The following is a 19370-nucleotide window of genomic DNA, read 5'->3' on the forward strand; positions in this document are numbered from 1 at the left end:
CCGTTTCAACCGGGCGGGGTGCCCTCGATGGGCGCCGTATCGGGTGTTTCAGCAGGTGGGGCGCAGGACTGGGCGCTGCCGGCGAAGGGCAGCCTGACCACCATCCGGGTCTCGCCGGGGCGCGAGCGCGCCGTGAGCGAGCCGTGGTGGCGCTGGGTCACGATGCGGTAGCTCAGATGCAGCCCGAGGCCCGTGCCCTTGCCCACGTCCTTGGTGGTGTAGAAGGGTTCGAAGATCCGCGGCAGGGATTCCGCGGGGATGCCGCGCCCGGTGTCGGAGATCTCGACGACCATGCAGTCGCCCTCGGCCCGGGCGCGCAGGGTCAGTACGCCCGCGCCCTCCATGGCCTCGGCGGCGTTGTCGACGAGGTTGGTCCACACCTGGTTCAACTCGCTCGGATAGCCCGTCAGTTCGGGCAGTCCGGGCTCGTACTCACGCACGATGCTGATGCCCCCGAGCTTGGCCCGCAGCACGACCAGCGTGTTCTCCAGTCCCTCGGTCACCGCGAAGCGCTGTTCGGGCGCCCGGTCGAGATTGGCGTAATCCCGGGTGGCGGAGACGAGCTGGGAGATCCTGGGACCCGCCGCCCGGAGCTCCGCGGCGAGCGAGCGGATCTCCAGCAGCGCCGCCAGGTGGTCCAGGGCGCAGGCGAGGGCCGGCTCGCCGACCCCCTCCAGCCGCGCCAGCAGCCAGCCCAGCTCCAGCCCGAGGTCCGAGATCCCGGAGCCGAGCAGGCCGGGCCGTTCGGTGCCCGCCTCCTCGGCCCAGTCGGCGATCTCCTCCTCGGCGTCGGCCTGGGCGAAGGGGTCGGTGGTCACGGGCGGTGGCAGCTTGTCCAGTTCCTCGGCGAGCCGGTCGAAGACGGCCCGCTCCGCGCCGGTGGCGGCCGCGCCCCAGGCCTGGGCGGTCCGGGTGAGCCGGTCCAGGGCCGGGGCCAGTTCCTGCGCGGCCCGGGCCACGGCGGCCGCCGGGTTGTTCAGCTCGTGCGCGAGCCCGGCGGCGAGGGTGCCGAGCGCCTCCACGGTGGCCCGTTTGCGGGCCTGCACCTCGGAGGACTTGATCCGCCAGGCCAGGACGGGGATCAGGACGGCGGCCACCCCGTGGCAGCGGGTGAGCATCTCGAAGAAGACCGCCTTGGGGTACGCCACGACGGTGGTCGACGGCCCGCTCGCGGCCGCGGTGGCCACGTAGTTGCCGTCGGTCAGCAGGGGCAGTTCACCCGTGAACCGGTGGGCGGCCGACGGTTTTCCGTCGTGTTCCTCGGCGGAAGCGCTCTCTTCTTCCGTGGAGTGGCGGGTGAGCACCTCCTCCCGGCCGTCGACGACCTTGGTGACGACCAGCCCGCCCGAGAGCAGGACGTGGAAGCCGGCGGCCTCCTCGCCGTCCCGGAAGAGCACTTCCCCGTCGCCGAGAATCCTGGGTTCGGACACCGAGACCAGCCAGTCCAGCTGGTCCTCGGTCAGCCCTTCGAAGATCTCCAGCGAGCTCAGGGCGGACCGCAGTTCTGCCGGTTTCATACCGTGCCCTCCTCCGCCCTGGTGCGGGCGGCCAGTCGCAGGGTGGCCAGCAGGGCCAGCGCGCACACCCCGGCGACGGCCGCCATGAAGCCGACGGAGGTGCGGTGCAGCCCGTGGATGTTGGTGAGCATCCCGGCGAGGACCGCCGGCACGCTCATCGCGAGGTACGCGAAGACGTATACGGCGGCGGTCAGTTCACCGCGGTGCGCCGGCTCGGCGAGTGCGCTCAGCGCCCGGAAGGAGCCGAGGAACGCGGCGCCCCAGCCGCTGCCGAGGACCGCGGTGGCCACCAGGAACACCGCGGCCGAGCCGAGGCCCAGCGCGAGGAGCACCAGGGCGAGTCCGGCGAGCAGGCCGAGCAGTCCGAGTACGGCGGTGCGCAGGGCGGCGGTGGCCCCCAGCATCAGCTGGGCGACGGTGGCGGCGCCGGCGAGCAGCGCCACCGTGGCGCCGCCGACGAGGTAGTTGGTGGACTCCAGCAGCGACAGCGCCAGGTGCGGGCCGAGCGAGAGGTAGAAGCCGCCCACCGACCAGACGGCGACGATGGTCAGCACGAGGACGGCGAAGCGGCCTCGGGCGCCCTCGGGTACGCGGATCCGGTGCGGGACCACCCGGAAGCGGCCCCCGGCGCCCGGCGCGCTCTCGCGCATCCGCAACACCCCCACCAGGGTCACGGCGAAGGCCCCGACCAGGAGCAGGTAGCTCAGGACGGTCGGCGCGGGCGCGTACTGGACGAGCAGTCCGGCCCCGATCCCGCCGAGCCCGATGCCCACGGTCGGGCCGGCGCTGTTGACCTGGGCGCCGAGCGCGGGCCTGGTCGCGGGGCTGAGTTCCAGCAGGGCCGCCCCCATCGCCCCGGTGGCCAGGCCCACGGCCAGGCCCTGGACGGCGCGGGCGGCGAGGAGCAGCCCGAGCCCCTGGGCCCCGGCGAACAGGACCATGGAGACGATCGCCAGGACCAGCCCGGCGGCCAGGACCGGGCGCCTGCCCAGGGTGTCGGAGAGGGACCCGAACAGCAGGAGGCCGGCGAGCACGGTGACGGCGTACAGGGCGAAGACCACCGTGATGGTGCCGGAGGACAGGCCCCACTCCTGCTGGTAGAGCACGTAGAGGGCGGAGGGCACGGAGGAGGAGAGCATCAGCAGGACGAGGACCGCTCCCACCACCCAGAAGCCGGAGCCTCTGGGCGCACCGGCCGCGGGTGCCGCCGGGTGCACGGTTGTCCCCGTGGTCGTCTTCGATGATTCGGCCACTGCTTCACTCAACTCCCCCGTGATGGGGCCCTGCCCGGGCCCCGTGGTGGGCGATCAGGCGCGTGCCTGCTCGGCCCTCTGCAAGGCTCGGGCCGTCAGTACCCCCGCGAGGTGGCCGAGGTACTCGGCCGAGGTGCCGCGCCCGGGGACGAAGAGCTCCCGGGGCTCGGCGCGGAAGGCCGCGAGGACGGCGTCGGTGCCGTACGGGCCCCCGCGCAGGCGGTCTTCGACCCCGCGCAGCCGCAGCGCGCGGGGGGTGGCCCCGGTGACGGCGATGCGCGGCCCGCCGGGAGTGATCCGTACGGCCGTGGCGCACACCGGGTAGCGGGTGGCCCGGTCGGCGGTCTTCTCGAAGGCGGCGGCCGGGCCGGAGGCGGGCACCAGCAGGGCGGTGAGCACCGCGGCGGCGGGTGCGCCGCCGGCCGCGAACTCCTCGGCCGGCAGGGCCGACCGCCCGTCGGGGCCGGCCAGTTCGACCACGGCGTCCGCGGCGATGGCGGCGACCGGCAGGTCGGTGGCCCGGCCGGCGGCGGCGAGGTTGCCGCCGACGGTGCCGAGGTTGCGGACCTGCGGGTCGCCGTTGGCGCGGGCCGCGGCGGCCAGTTCGGGTGCCGCGGCGAGCACCAGCGGGTCCGTGGCCAGTTCGGTGAGGGTGGTGAGGGCCCCGATCCGCAGCGGTCCGCCTCCGAGCTCGCGCCGGATGCCCCGCAGCTGCGCGAGCTGCCTGATGTCGACCAGCAGGCGGGCGTGGTCGGCGCCCGTGCGCAGGTCGGGCAGGAGGCTCTGGCCGCCGGCCAGGAGCCGGGCGCCGCGCGTCCCGGTCAGCAGGGCCAGGGCCTCGTCGAGGCCGGCGGGCCGGACGTAGTCGAACTCGGTGAGGATCACTGGGATTCCCCTCTCAGGCGGCGCCAGACCTTCTCGGGGGTGAGCGGCATGTCGATGTGCCGGACGCCCAGGTCGGAGAGGGCGTCCACGACGGCGTTGACGACGGCCGCGGCGGGCGGGACGGTGGCGATCTCGCCGGCGCCCTTGGCGCCGAGCGGGTTGTGCGGGCTGGGCGTGACGGTCTTGTCGAGCGCGAAGAACGGCACGTCGGCGGCGCGCGGCAGGGCGTAGTGGTTGAGGTCGCAGCTGACGAGCAGTCCGTTCTCGTCGTATTCGGCGGCCTCCATGAGGGCCTGGCCGAGGCCGTGCACGATGCTGCCCTCGATCTGCCCGAGGACGATCTTCGGGTTGCCGATGTTCCCGGCGTCGTCGACGGCGGTGTAGGCGACGACCTCGGTCTCGCCGGTCAGTTCGTCGATCTCGACGACCGCGACGTGCGTCCCGAAGGGGTAGTTGAAGTCCGGCGGGTCGAAGTGGGTGGTCTCGTCGAGGGCCGGCTCGATCTCCGGGGGCAGCCCCCAGCCGTACCACATGGCCATGGCCAGCTCGGCGAAGGTCTTGGTGTTCTCCGGGTTGCCCTCTTCGTGGACCTTGCCGCCCTCGTAGACGACCTTCTCCTCGGGGACGTTCAGGAACACGGCGCCGGCCTTCACCAGCTTGGCCTTGATCTTGCGTGCGGTGAGGGCGACAGCGGGCGCGGCCATGCTGTAGGAACGCGAGCCGTAGGTGCCCTGCCCGTACGGGGCCTTCTGGGTGTCGCCTTCGAGGACCTGGATCGTGTCCGGGTCGATGCCGAGCTCGTCGGCGGCCACCATCGCGAAGACGGTGCCGTGGCTCTGGCCGGTGGAGGCGGAGCCGACGGTGACGGTGACCTCGCCGGTCGGGTGGACGCGGATGTTCGCGCTCTCCCAGGTGCCGCCGAGCATGCCCTCCTGGGACATCCGGGTGGACGGGCCCACCCCGCAGATGGCGACGTAGGTGGCGAGGCCGACGCCCAGGCGCTTGCCGCGGGTACGGGCCTCGGCCTTGCGGGCGGGCATGTCGGCGTAGCCGGACAGCTCGATCGCCCGGTCGAAGTTCAGCCGGTAGTTCCCCGAGTCGTAGGTCCAGCCCAGACCGTTGTCGTACGGGAACTTCTCCTTCGGCACCAGGTTCTTGCGCCGTACCTCCACCGGGTCCATGCCGATCTCGCAGGCGTACCGGTCGACCAGGCGCTCCATGAGGAAGGCGGCCTCGGCCCGCCCGCTGCCGCGCTGGGCGCCGAGCGGGACGGTGTTGGTGAAGGCGGCGTAGACCTCGCAGAAGGCCGCGTCGATGTCGTACATGCCGCTGATGGAGCGGCCCATCAGGGCGGTGGCGACCCCGGGGCCGATGGTGGAGGGGTACGCGCCGAGGTTGGCGTAGCTGGTGGCGCGCACGGCGGTGATGCGCCCGTCGCGGGTACCGGCGAGGGTGACGTGCTGGCGGTGGTCGCGGCCCTGGACGGTGGAGTTCATCAGTCCGGTGCGGGTGTCCACCCACTTCACGGGCCGGCCGAGCGCCTTGGATAGCAGCAGGACCAGCGCCATGTCGGGGTAGAGGTAGCCCTTGGTGCCGAAGCTGCCGCCGACGGTCGGGGCGATCACCCGGAGCTTGTTGAAGGGGATGCCGAGGACCAGCGCGGAGAGCAGGAAGCGGTGGTTGTGCGGGCCCTGGGTCGAGGCGTAGAGGGTGTATTCGCCGGTGGCGGCGTTGTAGTCGCCGACCGCTCCGCGGGGCTCGATGGGGCTGTTGATGGTGCGCTGGTTGACCAGGTCGAGCTCGACGGTGACCTCGGCCTCGGCGATGGCCGCGTCGGTGCGGTCCTTGTCGCCGCAGGTCCAGTACGCGTTGAGGTTGCCCGGGACCGCCTCGTGCAGCTGGGGCGCGCCGTCGGCGAGCGCCTCGTCGGCCCGGGTGACCACGGGCAGCGGCTCGTACTCGACGGCGATGGCGGCGAGCGCGGCGGCGGCCTGGCGCGGGGTCTCGGCGACGACCACGGCGATCGGGTCGCCGACGTGGCGCACGGCATCGCCGGTGAGGACCGGGCGGGCGCCGGGAAGTCCGTAGGGGTGGGGCGGGAAGTGGCTCTCGACCCCGCCGGGTATCCAGATGCAGGGCAGCGGCATCACGTCGGTGAAGTCGGCGGCGGTGGCCACCTTCAGCACGCCGGGCAGCTGCTCCGCGGCCTTGGTCTCGATGGAGAGGATCCTCGCGTGGGCGACCGTGCTGCCCAGGATGGCCATGTGGGCGGTGCCCGGCAGGTCGATGTCCGCCACGTACGTCGCCTCGCCGCGCAGCAGCTGCGGGTCCTCGCGGCTGTCCAGCGGCTGCCCGAGCACTCCGCCTCCCACGGCAGGGGCGTCCCCCGTCACTGCGGTCATGTCCCTCACACCTCCTGTCCGGCAGCGGCCGGCGCGGGGCCGGCGCCGGCCGCGGAGAGGGCCCCGGGCTCCTCGGCGCGGGCGGCCGCGCAGGCGCGCTGCACTCCCCGTACGACGCTGTGGTAGCCGGTGCAGCGGCACAGGTTCCCGGTGAGCCACTCGCGGATCTCGGGCTCGGTGGGGGCCTCGCCGCCGGCGGTGGTGTCGACGAGCTCACCGAGCGCCATGACCATGCCGGGGGTGCAGAAGCCGCACTGGGTGCCGTGTTCCTGGCGCAGTGCCTCCTGGAGGCCGGTCAGCTCACCGCCGGGGGTGGTGACGCCCTCGATGGTGGCCACCTCGCCGCCGGCGGCCGAGGCCGTGAGGACCAGGCAGCTCTTGACGGACCTGCCGTCGAGCCGGACGACGCAGGAGCCGCACTGGCCGGTGTCGCAGCCGACCTTGGTGCCGGTCAGTCCGAGGCCGGCGCGGAGCCGTTCCACGAGCAGTTCGTTCGGCTCCGCCGAGAACTGCTCCGGTCTTCCGTTCACATTCAGTGTGATATCCATGCCAGCGCCTGCGCTTCCGTGAGCGGCCGGTTGAAAAGGGGCCCGCCGGGCTGCTGGAGAATTCCTCCGGAGTGCAACGGGCCGGTGTCGACGGGCGCGAATCCCAGATCCGTGATGATTCCCGCGACGATTTCCTTCGCTTTCGCGTCGTCGCCCGCCGTGTAATGCGCCAGGCGCTCTCCGGAAGCGGTCCCGGCGACGGCGAGGGTTTCGAAATGCATGGTGTTCAGGGATTTCACGACCTGGGCGCCGGGGTACCACTCGGCGACCAGGTCGCTGGAGCCGCGCCCGCCGAGGTCGGCGGGTGCGGCGGGGCCGGCGAACGCGTTGGTGGCGTCCACCAGCACCTTGTCCTGCACGACGCGCGGCGGGAGCAGGCCCCGCCCGCTGTCGAAGGGCACCATCAGCACCAGGAGTTCGGCCTGGCCGGCGGCCTCGGCGGGGTGCGCCGCCGAGGCCGCCCGTCCCAGCTCGGCCACGAGCGGGCCGAGGGTCTGCGGGCCACGGGCGTTGGCGAGGACGACCTGGTGGCCCGCCGCCACCAGGATCCTGGCCAGGGTCGAGCCGATCCGCCCGGTGCCGATGATGCCTGTGCGCATTGCCGCTCCTTCGGGAAGGGGGTCTCAGTCCATGCCGATCCAGACCGACTTGGTCTGGGTGTAGCTCTCCAGGGACTCGGGGCCGCACTCGCGGCCGTATCCGGAGGCCTTGTAGCCGCCGTAGGGCACGGAGGGGTCGTACTGGTTGTAGCAATTGACCCAGACGGTGCCGGCCTTGATCTGCGAGGCGACCCGGTGGGCGCGCCGGAGGTCCTTGGTGTGGACGCCGGCGGCGAGGCCGTACGCGCTGTCGTTGGCGATGCGCACGGCGTCCTCCTCGGTGTCGAAGGGGATGATCGACAGGACCGGGCCGAAGATCTCCTCCTGGGCGATCCGCATGCCGTTGTCGACGCCGGTGAAGACGGTGGGCAGGAAGTACAGGCCCTGGCTGGAGGCGCCCTCGGGGGTCCAGCCGGTGCCGCCGGTGCGCAGCACGGCGCCTTCCTTCTCCCCCACCTCGATGTAGGAGCTGACCTTGTCGAACTGGCCGCGGTGGGCCAGCGGCCCGAAGAGGGTGGCCGGGTCGCGCGGGTCGCCGGGCTTGAGGGCGGCGGCCCGGCGGACGAGGCGTTCGACCATCTCGTCGTGGATGGGGCGGTGCAGGAGCAGCCGGGAGCCGGCGGTGCAGATCTCGCCCTTGTTGTAGTAGATGCCGAAGAAGGCGAGTTCCTCGGCGGCGTCGAGGTCGGCGTCGGCGAAGACGATGTTGGCGGACTTGCCGCCGAGCTCCATCGTCACCTTCTTCAGGGTGCCGGCCGCCTTGCGGATGATCGACTGGCCGACCACGGTGGATCCGGTGAAGGCGATCTTGTCGATGTCCGGGTGGTCGGTGAGGGTCTCCCCCAGTTCCACGCCGGGACCGGTGATCACGTTCAGCACGCCGTCCGGGATCTCCGCCTCCTGGAAGAGCTCGGCGATCTTCAGGGCGGTGAGCGGGGTGGCCGGGGAGGGCTTGTGGACCACCGTGTTGCCCGCCGCGAGGGCCGGCGCGATCTTCGTCATGGACAGCAGCAGCGGGAAGTTGAACGGTGTGATGGCGCAGACCACGCCCAGCGGTTCGCGCAGGGTGTAGGCGAGCTGGCCGCCGGCCGGGGCCCGGGAGGAGCCGTCGACCCGGGTCACGGCACCTGCGTAGTAGTGCATGAGCTGGGCGGCCATGGGGGCGTCGACCGTGCTGGAGAAGGCGAACGGCTTGCCCATGTCCACGGTCTCCAGCAGGGCGATCTCCTCCAGGTCGCGCTCGATCAGCTCACCGACCCGGTTGAGCCGCAGCGCGCGTTCCTGGGCGGACAGTCTGCTCCACGGGCCTTCCTCGTACGCCGTGCGGGCGGCGGCGACGGCCGCGTCCGCGTCGGCGGCGGCGGCCTGGGCCACCGGCACGATCTCCTGCCCGTCCACGGGGCTGATGTCCGGCTCGGTACGGCCGTCCCGGGCCGGGACCCATTTGCCGCCGATGAACAGTTTCCCGGGGTTCGCGAGGGGCTGGCCGCTCAGCTCACGCTTGGTCATGGCTGCCTTCCGGTGTCGGGTGCGGGGCGGTTCTAGCCCTTCGCGAGCTGCCGTAAGAAGGTCTCGGCGAGGGCCTTGGAGGAGTAGGGGTTCTGGCCGGTCGTCAGCTTGCGGTCCACGACCACGTGCGAGTCCCAGATGGCTTCGGCCTTCTCGTAGCGCGCGCCGAGCCGGGTGAGCTCGACCTCGAGGATCAGCGGGAGCCGGCCGGCCATGTTGGTGACCAGTTCCTCGCTGTGCGAGAAGGCCGTCATCCGGTAGCCCTCGAACGGCCAGCGGCCTTCGCCGTCGCGCAGCGCGAGCAGCGAGGTGTGGCCGTGGCAGACGGTGGCGAGCGGCTTGTCCTGGGCGATGACCCAGCGCAGGATCTGCGCGAGCTCGTCGGACTTGGGGAGGTCGCCGATGGCTCCGTGGCCGCCGCTGACGTACACGCCGTCGTAGTCGGCGATGTCCTTCTCGGTGAGGTCCTCCAGCGCGAGGGGGGCTCTCAGCTGGGGGGTCTCCCCGATGACCCGGACGTACTCGGCGGCATTGGCCGCGTCCTCGTCGGGCGAGCCCTGGGGGCGGACCCACTGGAGGAACTGGGGGTCGATGCTCGTCTGGTCGACGGTGGGCGCGCGGCCCGCGATCGTCGCCACGTCCACGTCGTGGCCCGCCGCCTTGAAGAGCGTGAAGGGTACGACGAATTCCTCGGCCCAGAATCCCGAGGGATGCTGTTCGCCGTCCAGCAGATGCAGTGTGGCCTTGGCCGTCATGACGACGAGAATCTTCATGATTCTCTCCTTGTTCTGGATTCGCTGCCGATTCAACACGCCCCCCGGAAGGGGCGTAAGGGGGTGACGTCAGGCCCGCGATACTTCGTCACGTGCGTCCAACGCCGAGATGATGGTGCGGAATTCACCGACCAGGGGGTGGTCGGGGTGGGCGTCTGCGAATATGCGTTCCCCGTACAGCGCCGCCATTTCCGGCGAGTACGGAAGGATTCCGGCCAGCGGCGCCCCGTAGACCTCCTCGGCGCGCCGCCGAGCCCGGTCCCGGTCCATGCCCTCGGGGGCCATGCTCAGCACCACGGTCCGCCGGCAGGTCAGGCGGCCGGCGAGGGCGATGGTCTCCTCGACCCCGGACAGGTCGATCCGGTCCGCCCGGGCCATGATCATCAGGACGTCGGCGCTCGCCATGGCGGACACCGACTCGTTGTTGAGTCCGGCGTGGGTGTCGAGCAGCAGCACGTCGAGCGCGTGGTGCTCGGCCAGCCTGTCGAAGCCCTCCGGCAGCATCCCCACGTCGTAGCCGCTGGTCATGATCTCGCGCAGGGCGGCCGTCCCGGTCCGGGCCGGTACGACGTACAGCCCGGGCGCGCCCGCCTGCTGGGCGGTGGTCTCGATCTCGCAGCGGCCGAGGAGGTAGTCGGCCAGGGAGAAACCGGGTCCGAGCCGGAACAGCAGGTCCAGGGTGGGTGACTGGATGTCGGTGTCCACCAGTCCCACCCGGCGTCCTTGGGCCGCGATCAGCAGCGCGAGGTTCGCCATGGCCGAGGACTTCCCGGTGCCACCGCGGTGCGAGTGCACCACGATGGTGCGGGCCATCTAGGCCACCACCCTGTGACCGGTACCGTCCGCGTGCGGCCCCCGCGCCGCGCGTGGCCGGTGCAGGGCCAGCATGGTGACGTCGTCGTGCTGTTCCGCGGTGCCGGTGTGCTCGCGCACCGCCAGGTCCATCCGGTCGACCACGTCCTTGCCGCTCACCGGCGGGCCGGCGAGCAGTTCCAGCATGCGTTCGTCGCCGAGGAAACTGCCGCTCGGGCAGCGGGCCTCGGGCACTCCGTCGGTGAAGGCGAAGAGGGTGTCGCCCGGGTCCAGCTGGGCGTAGCCGAGGGTGTAGACGACGTCGGGCAGGACTCCGACGGCCGGGCCGGTGACGTCCAGGGCCCGGGGCGGGCTGCCGTCGGCGGGCAGCAGCAGGGGCGGGTTGTGGCCGCCGTTGATGTAGACGAGGCTGCCGGTGAGCGGGTCCAGCACCCCGAAGAACAGGGTGGCGAAGTAGCCCTGCCGCAGGTGGTTGCGGGTGAGGTAGCCGTTGGTGGCGGTGACCGCGTTGAGCAGCGGCGTGGCGCCGACGACCGGGATGCGCCGGCTGCCTCCGGCGCGCCCGGCGGCGACCAGGTGCTGGAGGCCGCTGTTCTGCGCGGTGTGCCGGAGCAGGGAGCGGATGAGCGCCATGAACAGCGCGGCTCCGACCCCCTTGTCGCAGACGTCGGCGACGACGAACGCCAGCCGGCGGCCGCGGGATATCTCGAAGACGTCGTAGAAGTCACCGGCGACCTGGCGGGCGGGCCGGAAGCGCACGTCGATCTCCCAGCCCGCCGGTACGGGCAGTGATTCGGGCAGGAAGCCCGCCTGGATCTCCCGGCCGATCTCCAGTTCCTTCTCGTAGCCCATGAGTTCGGCGCGGGCGTCGGCCTCCCGCAGGGTGCGGCCGAGTCCGGCGCGCTCCGAGCAGCTGTGCAGCCGGGCCCCGACGAGGGCGGGCAGGAAGGGGGGTACGAGGTAGTCGTGCCCGATCCGGACGTGCGCCTCCAGGGCGGCGAACTCCGTCACGGTCCAGACGACCACGATGGGGGCGCCGGCCCAGCGGCGCAGCCGGCGCACGGCCGTCCGGACGGACTCCCCGTCGGACTCGGCCGGGGCCAGCAGCACGTCCGCGACGGGCAGCAGTTCCAGCGGGCCGGCGAGCAGCTCCGTCAGCGTGCGGGGGACGAGTTCCGCGTCCATGATCCGCAGGGCCCGCAGGAGCTCGGGCGGCGGTGACGGGTCCGCATCGAGGATGATCACGGTCGTGGAGGGCATCGGTCCGTCTCCTCAGCCTTCACGGTCAGCGTGCTGATGTTGCGGCCGTCCCGGTGCGCGTAGCTGAACTCGTCCACACTGGTCAGCGCCAGGTGGATGCCGAGGCCGCCGATCCGCCGGTCCTCCGGGGGGACCCCGGGGACGGGCGGCAGGCGGCCTTCGACGGGGTCGAAGGCGGGTGCGGCGTCTTCGATGGTGATCTGCACCCCGCCCGGGCCGGAGCGGCCGCGGACGGTGATCCGTCCGCCACCGCCCCGGTACCCGTGCATCACGATGTTCGTGGCCAGTTCGTCCACGGCCAGCCGGATCCGGTACGTGGCGCTCTTGTCCAGGCCCGCCCGTGCGGCCAGCCGCAGGACGAACGCGGCGATCTCGCCCAGTGCCCCCACCGTCGCGGGCACCTCCAGCAGGCAGGACGTCCTCGCCAGTTCGGCCATGTCAGTCACGGCGGTCACTCATCGGCGAGGACGATGCTCCTGTCGAGTCCGGCCGTCCGGATGGTCCGGGAGACGGGCTCGATGGCACCGACCACCTTGATGGTGACGTCGTTCGCGACCTTCTGCTGGGCGAAGACCAGGGAGCGCAGTCCGGCGCTGGCCATGTAGCCCACGCCGGCCATCCTGATCTCGACCGTGCTGGTGCCGTGCCCGGCGGCCTTCTCGATGGTCCGGTGGAAGTCCGGCGCGGTCTTGGCGTCCAGCTCGCCCGTCAGCTCGATGACGGTGGTGTCGCCCTCGATGCTCAGGGACACGGAAAGCGGCATGTCAGGTCTCCTTCGGTCACGGCATCTCAGTCGTCTCGGAAAGCGGGGTACGGGTACGGCCCACCAGGATCACGACCGAGCGCGGGCCGATCAGGTACTTCCCGGCGTTGTCCAGTTCCTGCTCGCCGCCGGGGGTGCGGATGTCGTGCGGTGCCTCGGCCCCGGTGTCGGCGAACAGGTGCCAGCTCCGGCCTCCCGGCAGGGCGGGCAGTTCCAGGTCGTGCGACTCCCAGTGCGAGTTCATCGCCACGTACACCACGTCGTCGTCCCCGGTGCCGCAGCGGGCCACGGCGATCAGCCGGCTCTCGGACGACCAGTCGGGCTGCCAGGCCCGCTCCCCGTGCCAGCTGATGTCCGGCAGGCCCAGGTTCTCGCGGACCTGTCCGGTGGGGTGGGCGGTGGAGCGCAGCTCCCGGTGGTGCTTGCGGAAGGCGATCATCTCCCGCGTGAACCGGAGCAGCTCGGCGTTCTGGTCGACCTGGTCCCAGTCGAACCAGGAAAGTTCGTTGTCCTGGCAGTACGTGTTGTTGTTGCCCTGCTGGGTGCGCGCGACCTCGTCGCCGGACAGCAGCATCGGAATGCCCTGGCTGGTGAAGAGGATGGCGAGGGCGTTCTTCATCTGCCGCGTCCGCAGCGCGTTGATCTCGGGGTCGTCGGTGGGCCCCTCGGCGCCGCAGTTCCAGCTGTTGTTGTCGTTGGCGCCGTCGTTGTTGTTCTCGCCGTTGGCGTCGTTGTGCTTGTCGTTGTAGGAGACCAGGTCGGCGAGGGTGAAACCGTCGTGCGCGGTCAGGAAGTTGACCGAGGCCGCGGTGCCGCGGCTGGAGTACAGGTCGGGCGAGCCGGCGATGCGCGTGGCCAGTTCGCCGGTCACGCCGGCGTCGCCCTTGAGGAAGCGGCGCACGGTGTCGCGGTACTTGCCGTTCCACTCCGCCCAGCGGCCGTACGCCGGGAAGTTGCCGACCTCGTAGAGGCCGCCGGCGTCCCAGGCCTCGGCGATGAGCTTGGTGTGCCGCAGGACGGGGTCGTAGGCGAGCAGTTCCAGCAGCGGCGGGTTGGGCAGCGGGGTGCCGTCCAGGGCCCGGCCGAGGATGGCCGCGAGGTCGAAGCGGAAGCCGTCGACGTGGTAGTCGGCGACCCAGTGGCGCAGGCAGTCGAGCACGTAGTTGCGCACGACGGGGTGGTTGCAGTTGACCGTGTTGCCGGTGCCGCTGAAGTTGAAGTAGTACCCCTCGGGCGTGAGCATGTAGTACGTGGCGTTGTCGAGCCCCTTGAAGGAGATCGTCGGGCCCTGCTCGTTGCCCTCGGCGGTGTGGTTGAAGACGACGTCGAGGATGACCTCGATGCCGGCCGCGTGCAGGTCCTTGATCAGCGTCCGGAACTCGTCGCCCTGCATCCCGTAGCGCCCGGTGGCCGCGTAGCCGGCCTTGGGGGCGAAGAAGGAGACGGTGTTGTAGCCCCAGTAGTCGAAGAGCCGCTCGCCCGTCTCCGGGTTGGAGCGGGGGTTGTCGCTCTCGTCGAACTCGAACACCGGCAGGAGCTCGATGCAGTTGACGCCGAGTTCCTTGAGGTACGGGATCTTCTCGCGCAGCCCGGCGAAGGTGCCGGGCGCGGTGACCTGCGAGTTGGGGTGCCGGGTGAAGCCGCGCACGTGGGCCTCGTAGATGACGAGGTCCTCGGCGGGGATGCCCAGCGGTGTGTCGTCGCCCCAGTCGAAGTCCTGGAGGCAGACGCGGGAGCGGTACTGGTAGCCGCGGCTGCGGTCCGGCTCCACGCCCCACACGTCACGGCCGGCGATCAGCCGGGCGTACGGGTCGGAGAGGACCTGCCGGGCGTCGAAGCGGTGGCCGGTGACCGGGTCGTAGGGGCCGTCGGCCCGGTACCCGTACTCGATGTTCTCGTGGTCGAGGCCGAAGACGGTCATGGCGAACACGCTGCCGGTGCGGAATTCCTCCGGGAACTCCAGTTCGGCCATCGGTTCGGGCTCTCCGCGCTTGTAGATGACCAGCGTCATGGAGGTGGCCTGGTCGGAGAAGACGGAGAAGCTGACCCCGCCGGGGACCACGTTGGCCCCGAAGGGGAACGGTTTGCCCGCGCGGACGCGGTACCCGCCCACCTCGTGGGTCGGGTACGCGTCGACGCGCAGGACCTGCTCGGACCGGGTCTCGGTCATCGCGCGGCCTTGGCCTTGGCGGCGGCCGCGACGGCCTCGCCGGTCTCGAAGAAGTCGAGGAAGCCGGTGGCCGACATGACGAACCGGACTTCCTCGCTCACCCCGTAGAGGGTGACGGCCACGCCGGCGTGCTGCGCCTCGCGGTAGACGACGAGCAGCGTGCGCAGGCCCGCGCTGGAGACGTAGCTGACGGCCGTGAGGTCGATCTTCAGCGGCTTGCCCTCGCGGACGAGCGGCAGCAGGGCCTGGAGCAGCGAACCGGACGTCTCGCTGTTGATCTCACCGGTGGCGACGAGCACGGTGCCCGTCTTGTTCCGGCGTTCCTTGACGTTGAGAGTCATTGCCTTCCCCTCTGGTTGGGGCGCCCCCCGTTGAGCGCTACTTCTTTGCGGTCGGCCGCAGCCGGACCTTGACCTTCACCCGGTCCTGGACGTCGGGGAGGTGGACGGTCAGCTCGTCCGCGTCGAACTCCTCGTACGGCTTCTCGTCGATCTCCACGGACGCGATCCGCACCGAGCCGGCCGGGAGCAGGTCGGGCGAGACGCGCAGGACGCGGTCGGGCAGGTCGGTCGGGTCGGGCTGGAAGTGGAAGTCCATCTCCCGGCCGTTGATGAGCAGGTTGTTGTAGACGGCGGAGAGGTAGCAGAGCTCCGCCGAGTGGTACATGGACATCGAGTGGCTGCCCTTGAGGCGCTCGGTGCCGAGCAGGTACGGCATACCGCTGGCGAGCACGTTGAAGTAGACGGCGCCCTCGTCGTGGTCGAGGAAGAAGGTGTTGTAGAAGGCCTGCGCCTGGCGGGCCTCGCGCAGGTTCGCCTCGCCGCCGACGGTGCCGTGCAGGATGAGGTAGGCGAGGATCGCCTGCTCCTGCTGCCACCAGGCCTTGCGGTCGTGCCAGGCGAAACGATACGTCTCCTCGTCCCCGGACTTGATCCGCTCGACGACGTCGTACCAGCCGCCGCGCTGCACGTCGCTGCCGACCGCCGGCATGATCTCGCCGATCTTCCTGGCGAGGTCCTCGTACGCCGGCTTCGCCTTCAGCGAGTTCATCCGCATCAGGTTCCAGGCGATCTTCAGGTTGTGGCCGACCACCGCGCGGTTCTGCTGCCAGCTGTGGGCGGTGTCGTGCGACCAGTCGCGGAAGAAGCGCTCCTGGACGAAGGGGCTGTTCTTGTAGTCCGGGAACTTGTCCGCGATGGTGTCGAAGGTGTACTCGAGGAAGTCGGCGTACTTCTGCTCACCCGTCGCCAGGTACAGGTTGATCAGGTACGCGGGCGCGTGGTCGCCGACGGAGTTCCAGTTCTTGCGCTCGGCGTTCTCGCCGAGGGACTCGTGGTCGGCACTGAACAGGATCGGGTCGATGTGCGAGTAGTAGCCGCCCTGCTCCGGGTCGAAGAAGAACTTGTCGAACAGCCGGATGGTGGCGTCCGCGTCGTTCTTGATCCGGACGTCACCGGTGACCCGGTACGTCTGGATGGGGCCGGCCAGCGCGTAGATCTGCTCGTACATCGGGATCGCGTCGTAGTCGTCGGAGAACTCCGAGGTGAACAGCTTGCGCTCGCTGTCCCCGTCGACGCTGATGCCGTGGTACCAAAAGACCACGTCCTCCTCGCTGTCCACGACCCGCATGTGCTTGCGCAGGTACTCGGTGCCGCGCTCGGCGACCTCCAGGTACTCGTCCTTGCCGGTCAGCAGGTAGGCCGAGGCCATGCCGTAGACCAGCCGGGAGATCGTGTCGGTCTCCTGGACGTGACTGGCGGTCTTGTCGCCGCCGAGCCGGATCTCGGTGCGGTACTCGGTGAAGTCCACCGGCCCGTCGCCGAACTGCGCCCGCTTGTAGAAGTCGGCCAGCGACTCGATCTGCTTGATCCACCAGCTGGGCTCCTCGAAGCGGAAGTCCTCGGCGCCGCGGCCCAGGAAGACCAGCCGCTTGGCGTCGAACCGCCCGCCGCGCTCCGGGTAGTGGACTCCGTAGACGAAGAGGAACCGGCCCGGCGAGAGCATCTCGTCGATGTGCCCGGAGGCGTCGATGTAGGGCTCGTCCAGGTTGCGGACCAGCTCGGCGCTGGGGTCGCCGGCGAGCGAGACGTCGAACTCGCGCCCGTCGGAGGTCTTCAGACGCAGCACGCGCGCCCCGGAGTCGAAGCGTTCGACGTAGCCGGCGATGGTGTCGGAGAAGGAGAAGCTCACGGCGTCCGCCATGTCAAGCACCGTCCTTGTCGTGAGAGCCCTCGTGAGAGCGGTCGTCCTCATATCCCTGGCTGACCTCGACGATCACCCCGTCGGGATCGCGGACCCACACGGTCCGCCAGCCGCAGATGAAGTCGTCGAAGTCCAGCGGCCCCAGGGTCACTTCGGCCGCGTCGCCCAGCTCGGCCAGGAACGCGTCCACGCTGTCGGTCTGGAAGGCCAGGTGGCGCATCCGGCCCGGGGCCTGCGGCCCGTCCTGGTGTGCGGGGCGGGCCGGTTCGGTGCCCGCCGCGAAGAGCTCCAGGTACGCGTCCCCCTTGCGCAGGAACACGATCTGCGACTCCCCGAGGTCGACCACCCGGGCCCGGGAGAAGCCGAAGTAGCGGGTGTAGAAGTCCTCCGTGGTCTTCTGGTCCACGCAGTTGAGGCCCACGTGCGACCAGACCGGGCCCGCCATCAGGCCGTCCCCCGGCCCCGCCCGGCCGCGATCAGCTCGATGATCCGGCGGGCGAAGAGGTGGTGGTGGGCGCCGGTGCGGCCGGTGACCAGGTCGCCGTCGACCACCACGTCCTCGTCGACGTACTCCCCGCCCATGTTGCGGACGTCGCCGATCAGGTTGTTGTGGCAGACCACCTTGCGGCCGCGGATCTTGCCGGGGATCGAGGAAGCCAGCCACATGCCGTGGCAGATGATCCCCTTGAGGACCGTCGGCTCCTCGAAGGCCCGGCGCAGCAGCTCGGTCGCCGGGGCGAGGACGTCGACGTCCTCGGTGTAACGCAGCCGGTCGGCCACCATGCCGGAGGGCACGATGATCGCCGCGTACCGGCGCAGGTCCTCGTCGCTCAGCCCCTCCAGGGACTTGTCGGCGGTGAACGGCGCCCGGTACTCGTGCCCGGAGAAGGTGATGGAGTCGTTGCCCCACAGCCGGGTCAGGAAGTCGACCTCGGCGCCCTCCTCCGCGAACCGGTGCTGGTAGTAGAAGATCTCCGGCTCGTAGTAGTCGCTCTCGACCAGGACCGCGATCCGGGTCCCGGACAGCGCGCCCTCGCGCAGGACGGCATCAGGCACGGGAGGTCCCCCTCAGGAAGTCCGCCGCGCGCTCGGCGATCATCGCGATGGCGGTGTGGCAGTTGCCCGACGGGACCGCGGGCATCACGCTGGCGTCGACGACGCGCAGGTTCCGTACGCCGTGCACCCGCAGCTCGGGGTCGACGACGGAGAGGTCGTCGATGCCCATCCGGCAGGAGCCCGCCTGGTGGTGGTAGCTCTCCGACTTCTGCTTCACGAAGGTCCGCAGGTCGTCGTCGGACACGTAGCCGGGTCCGGGCTGGAGCTCCTGCTTGTACCAGGGGGAGAAGGCGGAGGTCGCGAAGATCTCCCGGGCGGTCTTGACGCCCTGCACCATCCGCTCCAGGTCCCAGCGGTCGCCCAGGTAGTTCGGGTTGATCAGCGGATGGGCCAGCGGATCGGCGCTCGCCAGCCTGATCCAGCCGCGCGAGACCGGCCGTACGACACCGGGCAGGATCGACACCGTGTTGGGGTGGTCCTGGCCGACGATCACGTCGAAGGGCACGTGGACGAAGGCGATCTGCAGGTCGGGCGCGGGCAGTCCGGGCCGCGAGGACAGGAAAAGAGCGCTCTCGGACAAGTTCTGCGCCGGCGGCGGGAGCTCCTGGGTGACCTCGGCCATCAGCCCGGTCAGGACGTGGTTGTGGAAGTTCTCGCCGACCCCGGGCAGGGCCGCGGTGACCTCGATGCCGTGCTCGCGCAGCTGCTCGGGGTGGCCGATGCCGGAGAGCAGCAGCAGCTTCGGGGACTCGATCGCCCCGGCGGCCACGATCACCTCGCGGCGGGCCCGTACGGTGTGCAGCCCGGGTTCCGCGGCACTGCTGTGCCCGTCGCCCACGGTCCGGCCGGGGGCGGCGGCGTGCGAAAGCGCGGCGGGGGCCCGGAGCTGGGCGTACTCGACGCCCGTGCAGGTGTCCCCGTCGAAGAGCAGCCGGGTGCTCTGCGCGTTGGTGCGCAGCGTCAGGTTCGGCCGGCCGAGCGCGGGCTCCAGATAGGCGGCCAGTACGCCCTGGCGGCGGCCGTCGGCGACGTCGATGTGGTGCCAGCCGGTGCCGAAGAGGCCGCGCCGGGGGCCGTCGGTGTTGAAGTCGGCGATCTCCTCGTGGCCCAGCTCGACGGCGGCGTCGATGAAGGCGCGCGAGACCGGGTTGGGGCCGTGCCGCCCGGCGTTGGTGATCCGCTGCGGACCCCGGGTGCCGGTGGTGGCGGCGGTGGCGTCCTCTTGGCCCTCCAGCAGGGCGAAGTACGGGAGCACGTCCTCGTGCGCCCAGCCGGCGGCGCCCTGGTAGGCCCAGTTGTCGAAGTCCGAGGCGTGGCCGCGGATGTGCATCATGATGTAGAGGTTGCTGCTGCCGCCCGGGGCCTTGCCGCGCGGTTCGTACGTGCGGCGGCCGTCCAGACCGGGCTGCGGGGTGCTGGTGTAGCCCCAGTCCACGGGCCCGCCGAGGAGCTTGTACCAGGAGGACGGGTCGTCCACCTCGGGCGGGATCCGGGAGCCGCCCGCCTCCAGGACGAGGACGGAGACGTCCGGGTCCTCGGAGAGCCGGCCCGCGAGGACACTGCCCGCGGTGCCGGATCCCACGACGATGTAGTCGTACTCTTCCGCGCTCACGGATCCCC

At 71.1% G+C, this 19370-nt stretch carries 18 protein-coding genes; all 18 read right to left on the reverse strand.

The window, feature by feature from the left end:
• Positions 1-5: 5 nt before the first annotated feature.
• Positions 6-1517, reverse strand: coding sequence for an ATP-binding protein (locus tag ACZ6JT_RS26375; RefSeq protein WP_469213438.1), 1512 nt, complete (start codon positions 1515-1517; stop codon positions 6-8).
• A complete protein-coding gene (locus tag ACZ6JT_RS26380) occupies positions 1514-2770 on the reverse strand; it encodes an MFS transporter (RefSeq protein ID WP_469213440.1) in 1257 nt (418 codons plus the stop codon). The genes ACZ6JT_RS26375 and ACZ6JT_RS26380 overlap by 4 nt, the downstream gene beginning before the upstream one ends.
• A 54-nt stretch (positions 2771-2824) precedes the next feature.
• Positions 2825-3655, reverse strand: coding sequence for an FAD binding domain-containing protein (locus ACZ6JT_RS26385; protein ID WP_469213442.1), 831 nt, complete (start codon positions 3653-3655; stop codon positions 2825-2827).
• Positions 3652-6057 (reverse strand): xanthine dehydrogenase family protein molybdopterin-binding subunit, encoded by a 2406-nt coding sequence (locus tag ACZ6JT_RS26390; RefSeq protein WP_469213444.1) that lies wholly within the window; start codon positions 6055-6057, stop codon positions 3652-3654. The genes ACZ6JT_RS26385 and ACZ6JT_RS26390 overlap by 4 nt, the downstream gene beginning before the upstream one ends.
• Before the next feature lie 5 nt (positions 6058-6062).
• Positions 6063-6593, reverse strand: a complete 531-nt coding sequence (locus ACZ6JT_RS26395; RefSeq protein ID WP_469213903.1) for a (2Fe-2S)-binding protein — start codon at positions 6591-6593, stop codon at positions 6063-6065.
• Entirely contained in the window at positions 6590-7204 is a 615-nt protein-coding gene (locus tag ACZ6JT_RS26400) for an NADPH-dependent F420 reductase (RefSeq protein ID WP_469213445.1), read from the reverse strand. The genes ACZ6JT_RS26395 and ACZ6JT_RS26400 overlap by 4 nt, the downstream gene beginning before the upstream one ends.
• Before the next feature lie 24 nt (positions 7205-7228).
• A complete protein-coding gene (locus ACZ6JT_RS26405) occupies positions 7229-8713 on the reverse strand; it encodes an aldehyde dehydrogenase family protein (protein ID WP_469213446.1) in 1485 nt (494 codons plus the stop codon).
• Between the two features lie 32 nt (positions 8714-8745).
• On the reverse strand, positions 8746-9486 hold the full coding sequence (locus ACZ6JT_RS26410) for a type 1 glutamine amidotransferase domain-containing protein (protein WP_376618641.1): 741 nt from the start codon (positions 9484-9486) through the stop codon (positions 8746-8748).
• Positions 9487-9555: 69 nt separating this feature from the next.
• Complete coding sequence (locus ACZ6JT_RS26415; protein ID WP_469213449.1) at positions 9556-10299, reverse strand: MinD/ParA family ATP-binding protein; 744 nt, start codon at positions 10297-10299, stop codon at positions 9556-9558.
• Positions 10300-11559, reverse strand: a complete 1260-nt coding sequence (locus ACZ6JT_RS26420; protein WP_469213451.1) for a PP2C family protein-serine/threonine phosphatase — start codon at positions 11557-11559, stop codon at positions 10300-10302. It lies immediately after the preceding gene.
• Positions 11541-11996 (reverse strand): ATP-binding protein, encoded by a 456-nt coding sequence (locus tag ACZ6JT_RS26425; RefSeq protein ID WP_469213905.1) that lies wholly within the window; start codon positions 11994-11996, stop codon positions 11541-11543. Before ACZ6JT_RS26425 ends, ACZ6JT_RS26420 begins: the two co-directional genes overlap by 19 nt.
• A 14-nt stretch (positions 11997-12010) precedes the next feature.
• On the reverse strand, positions 12011-12322 hold the full coding sequence (locus ACZ6JT_RS26430) for an STAS domain-containing protein (RefSeq protein ID WP_469213453.1): 312 nt from the start codon (positions 12320-12322) through the stop codon (positions 12011-12013).
• Between the two features lie 16 nt (positions 12323-12338).
• Entirely contained in the window at positions 12339-14492 is a 2154-nt protein-coding gene (glgX, locus tag ACZ6JT_RS26435; protein WP_469213455.1) for a glycogen debranching protein GlgX, read from the reverse strand.
• Positions 14489-14833 carry an STAS domain-containing protein gene (locus ACZ6JT_RS26440; protein WP_469213457.1) on the reverse strand — a complete coding sequence of 115 codons (345 nt, stop codon included), beginning with the start codon at positions 14831-14833 and terminating at the stop codon, positions 14489-14491. The genes glgX and ACZ6JT_RS26440 overlap by 4 nt, the downstream gene beginning before the upstream one ends.
• 37 nt (positions 14834-14870) lie before the next feature.
• Positions 14871-16694, reverse strand: coding sequence for an AGE family epimerase/isomerase (locus ACZ6JT_RS26445; protein WP_469213459.1), 1824 nt, complete (start codon positions 16692-16694; stop codon positions 14871-14873).
• A gap of 1 nt (position 16695) precedes the next feature.
• A complete protein-coding gene (locus ACZ6JT_RS26450) occupies positions 16696-17139 on the reverse strand; it encodes a VOC family protein (protein WP_469213461.1) in 444 nt (147 codons plus the stop codon).
• A complete protein-coding gene (locus ACZ6JT_RS26455) occupies positions 17139-17750 on the reverse strand; it encodes a DJ-1/PfpI family protein (RefSeq protein WP_469213463.1) in 612 nt (203 codons plus the stop codon). The genes ACZ6JT_RS26450 and ACZ6JT_RS26455 overlap by 1 nt, the downstream gene beginning before the upstream one ends.
• Entirely contained in the window at positions 17743-19362 is a 1620-nt protein-coding gene (locus ACZ6JT_RS26460; protein ID WP_469213465.1) for a GMC family oxidoreductase, read from the reverse strand. The genes ACZ6JT_RS26455 and ACZ6JT_RS26460 overlap by 8 nt, the downstream gene beginning before the upstream one ends.
• Positions 19363-19370: the final 8 nt, after the last annotated feature.

This window comes from Streptomyces sp. NPDC046308 (assembly GCF_055588065.1).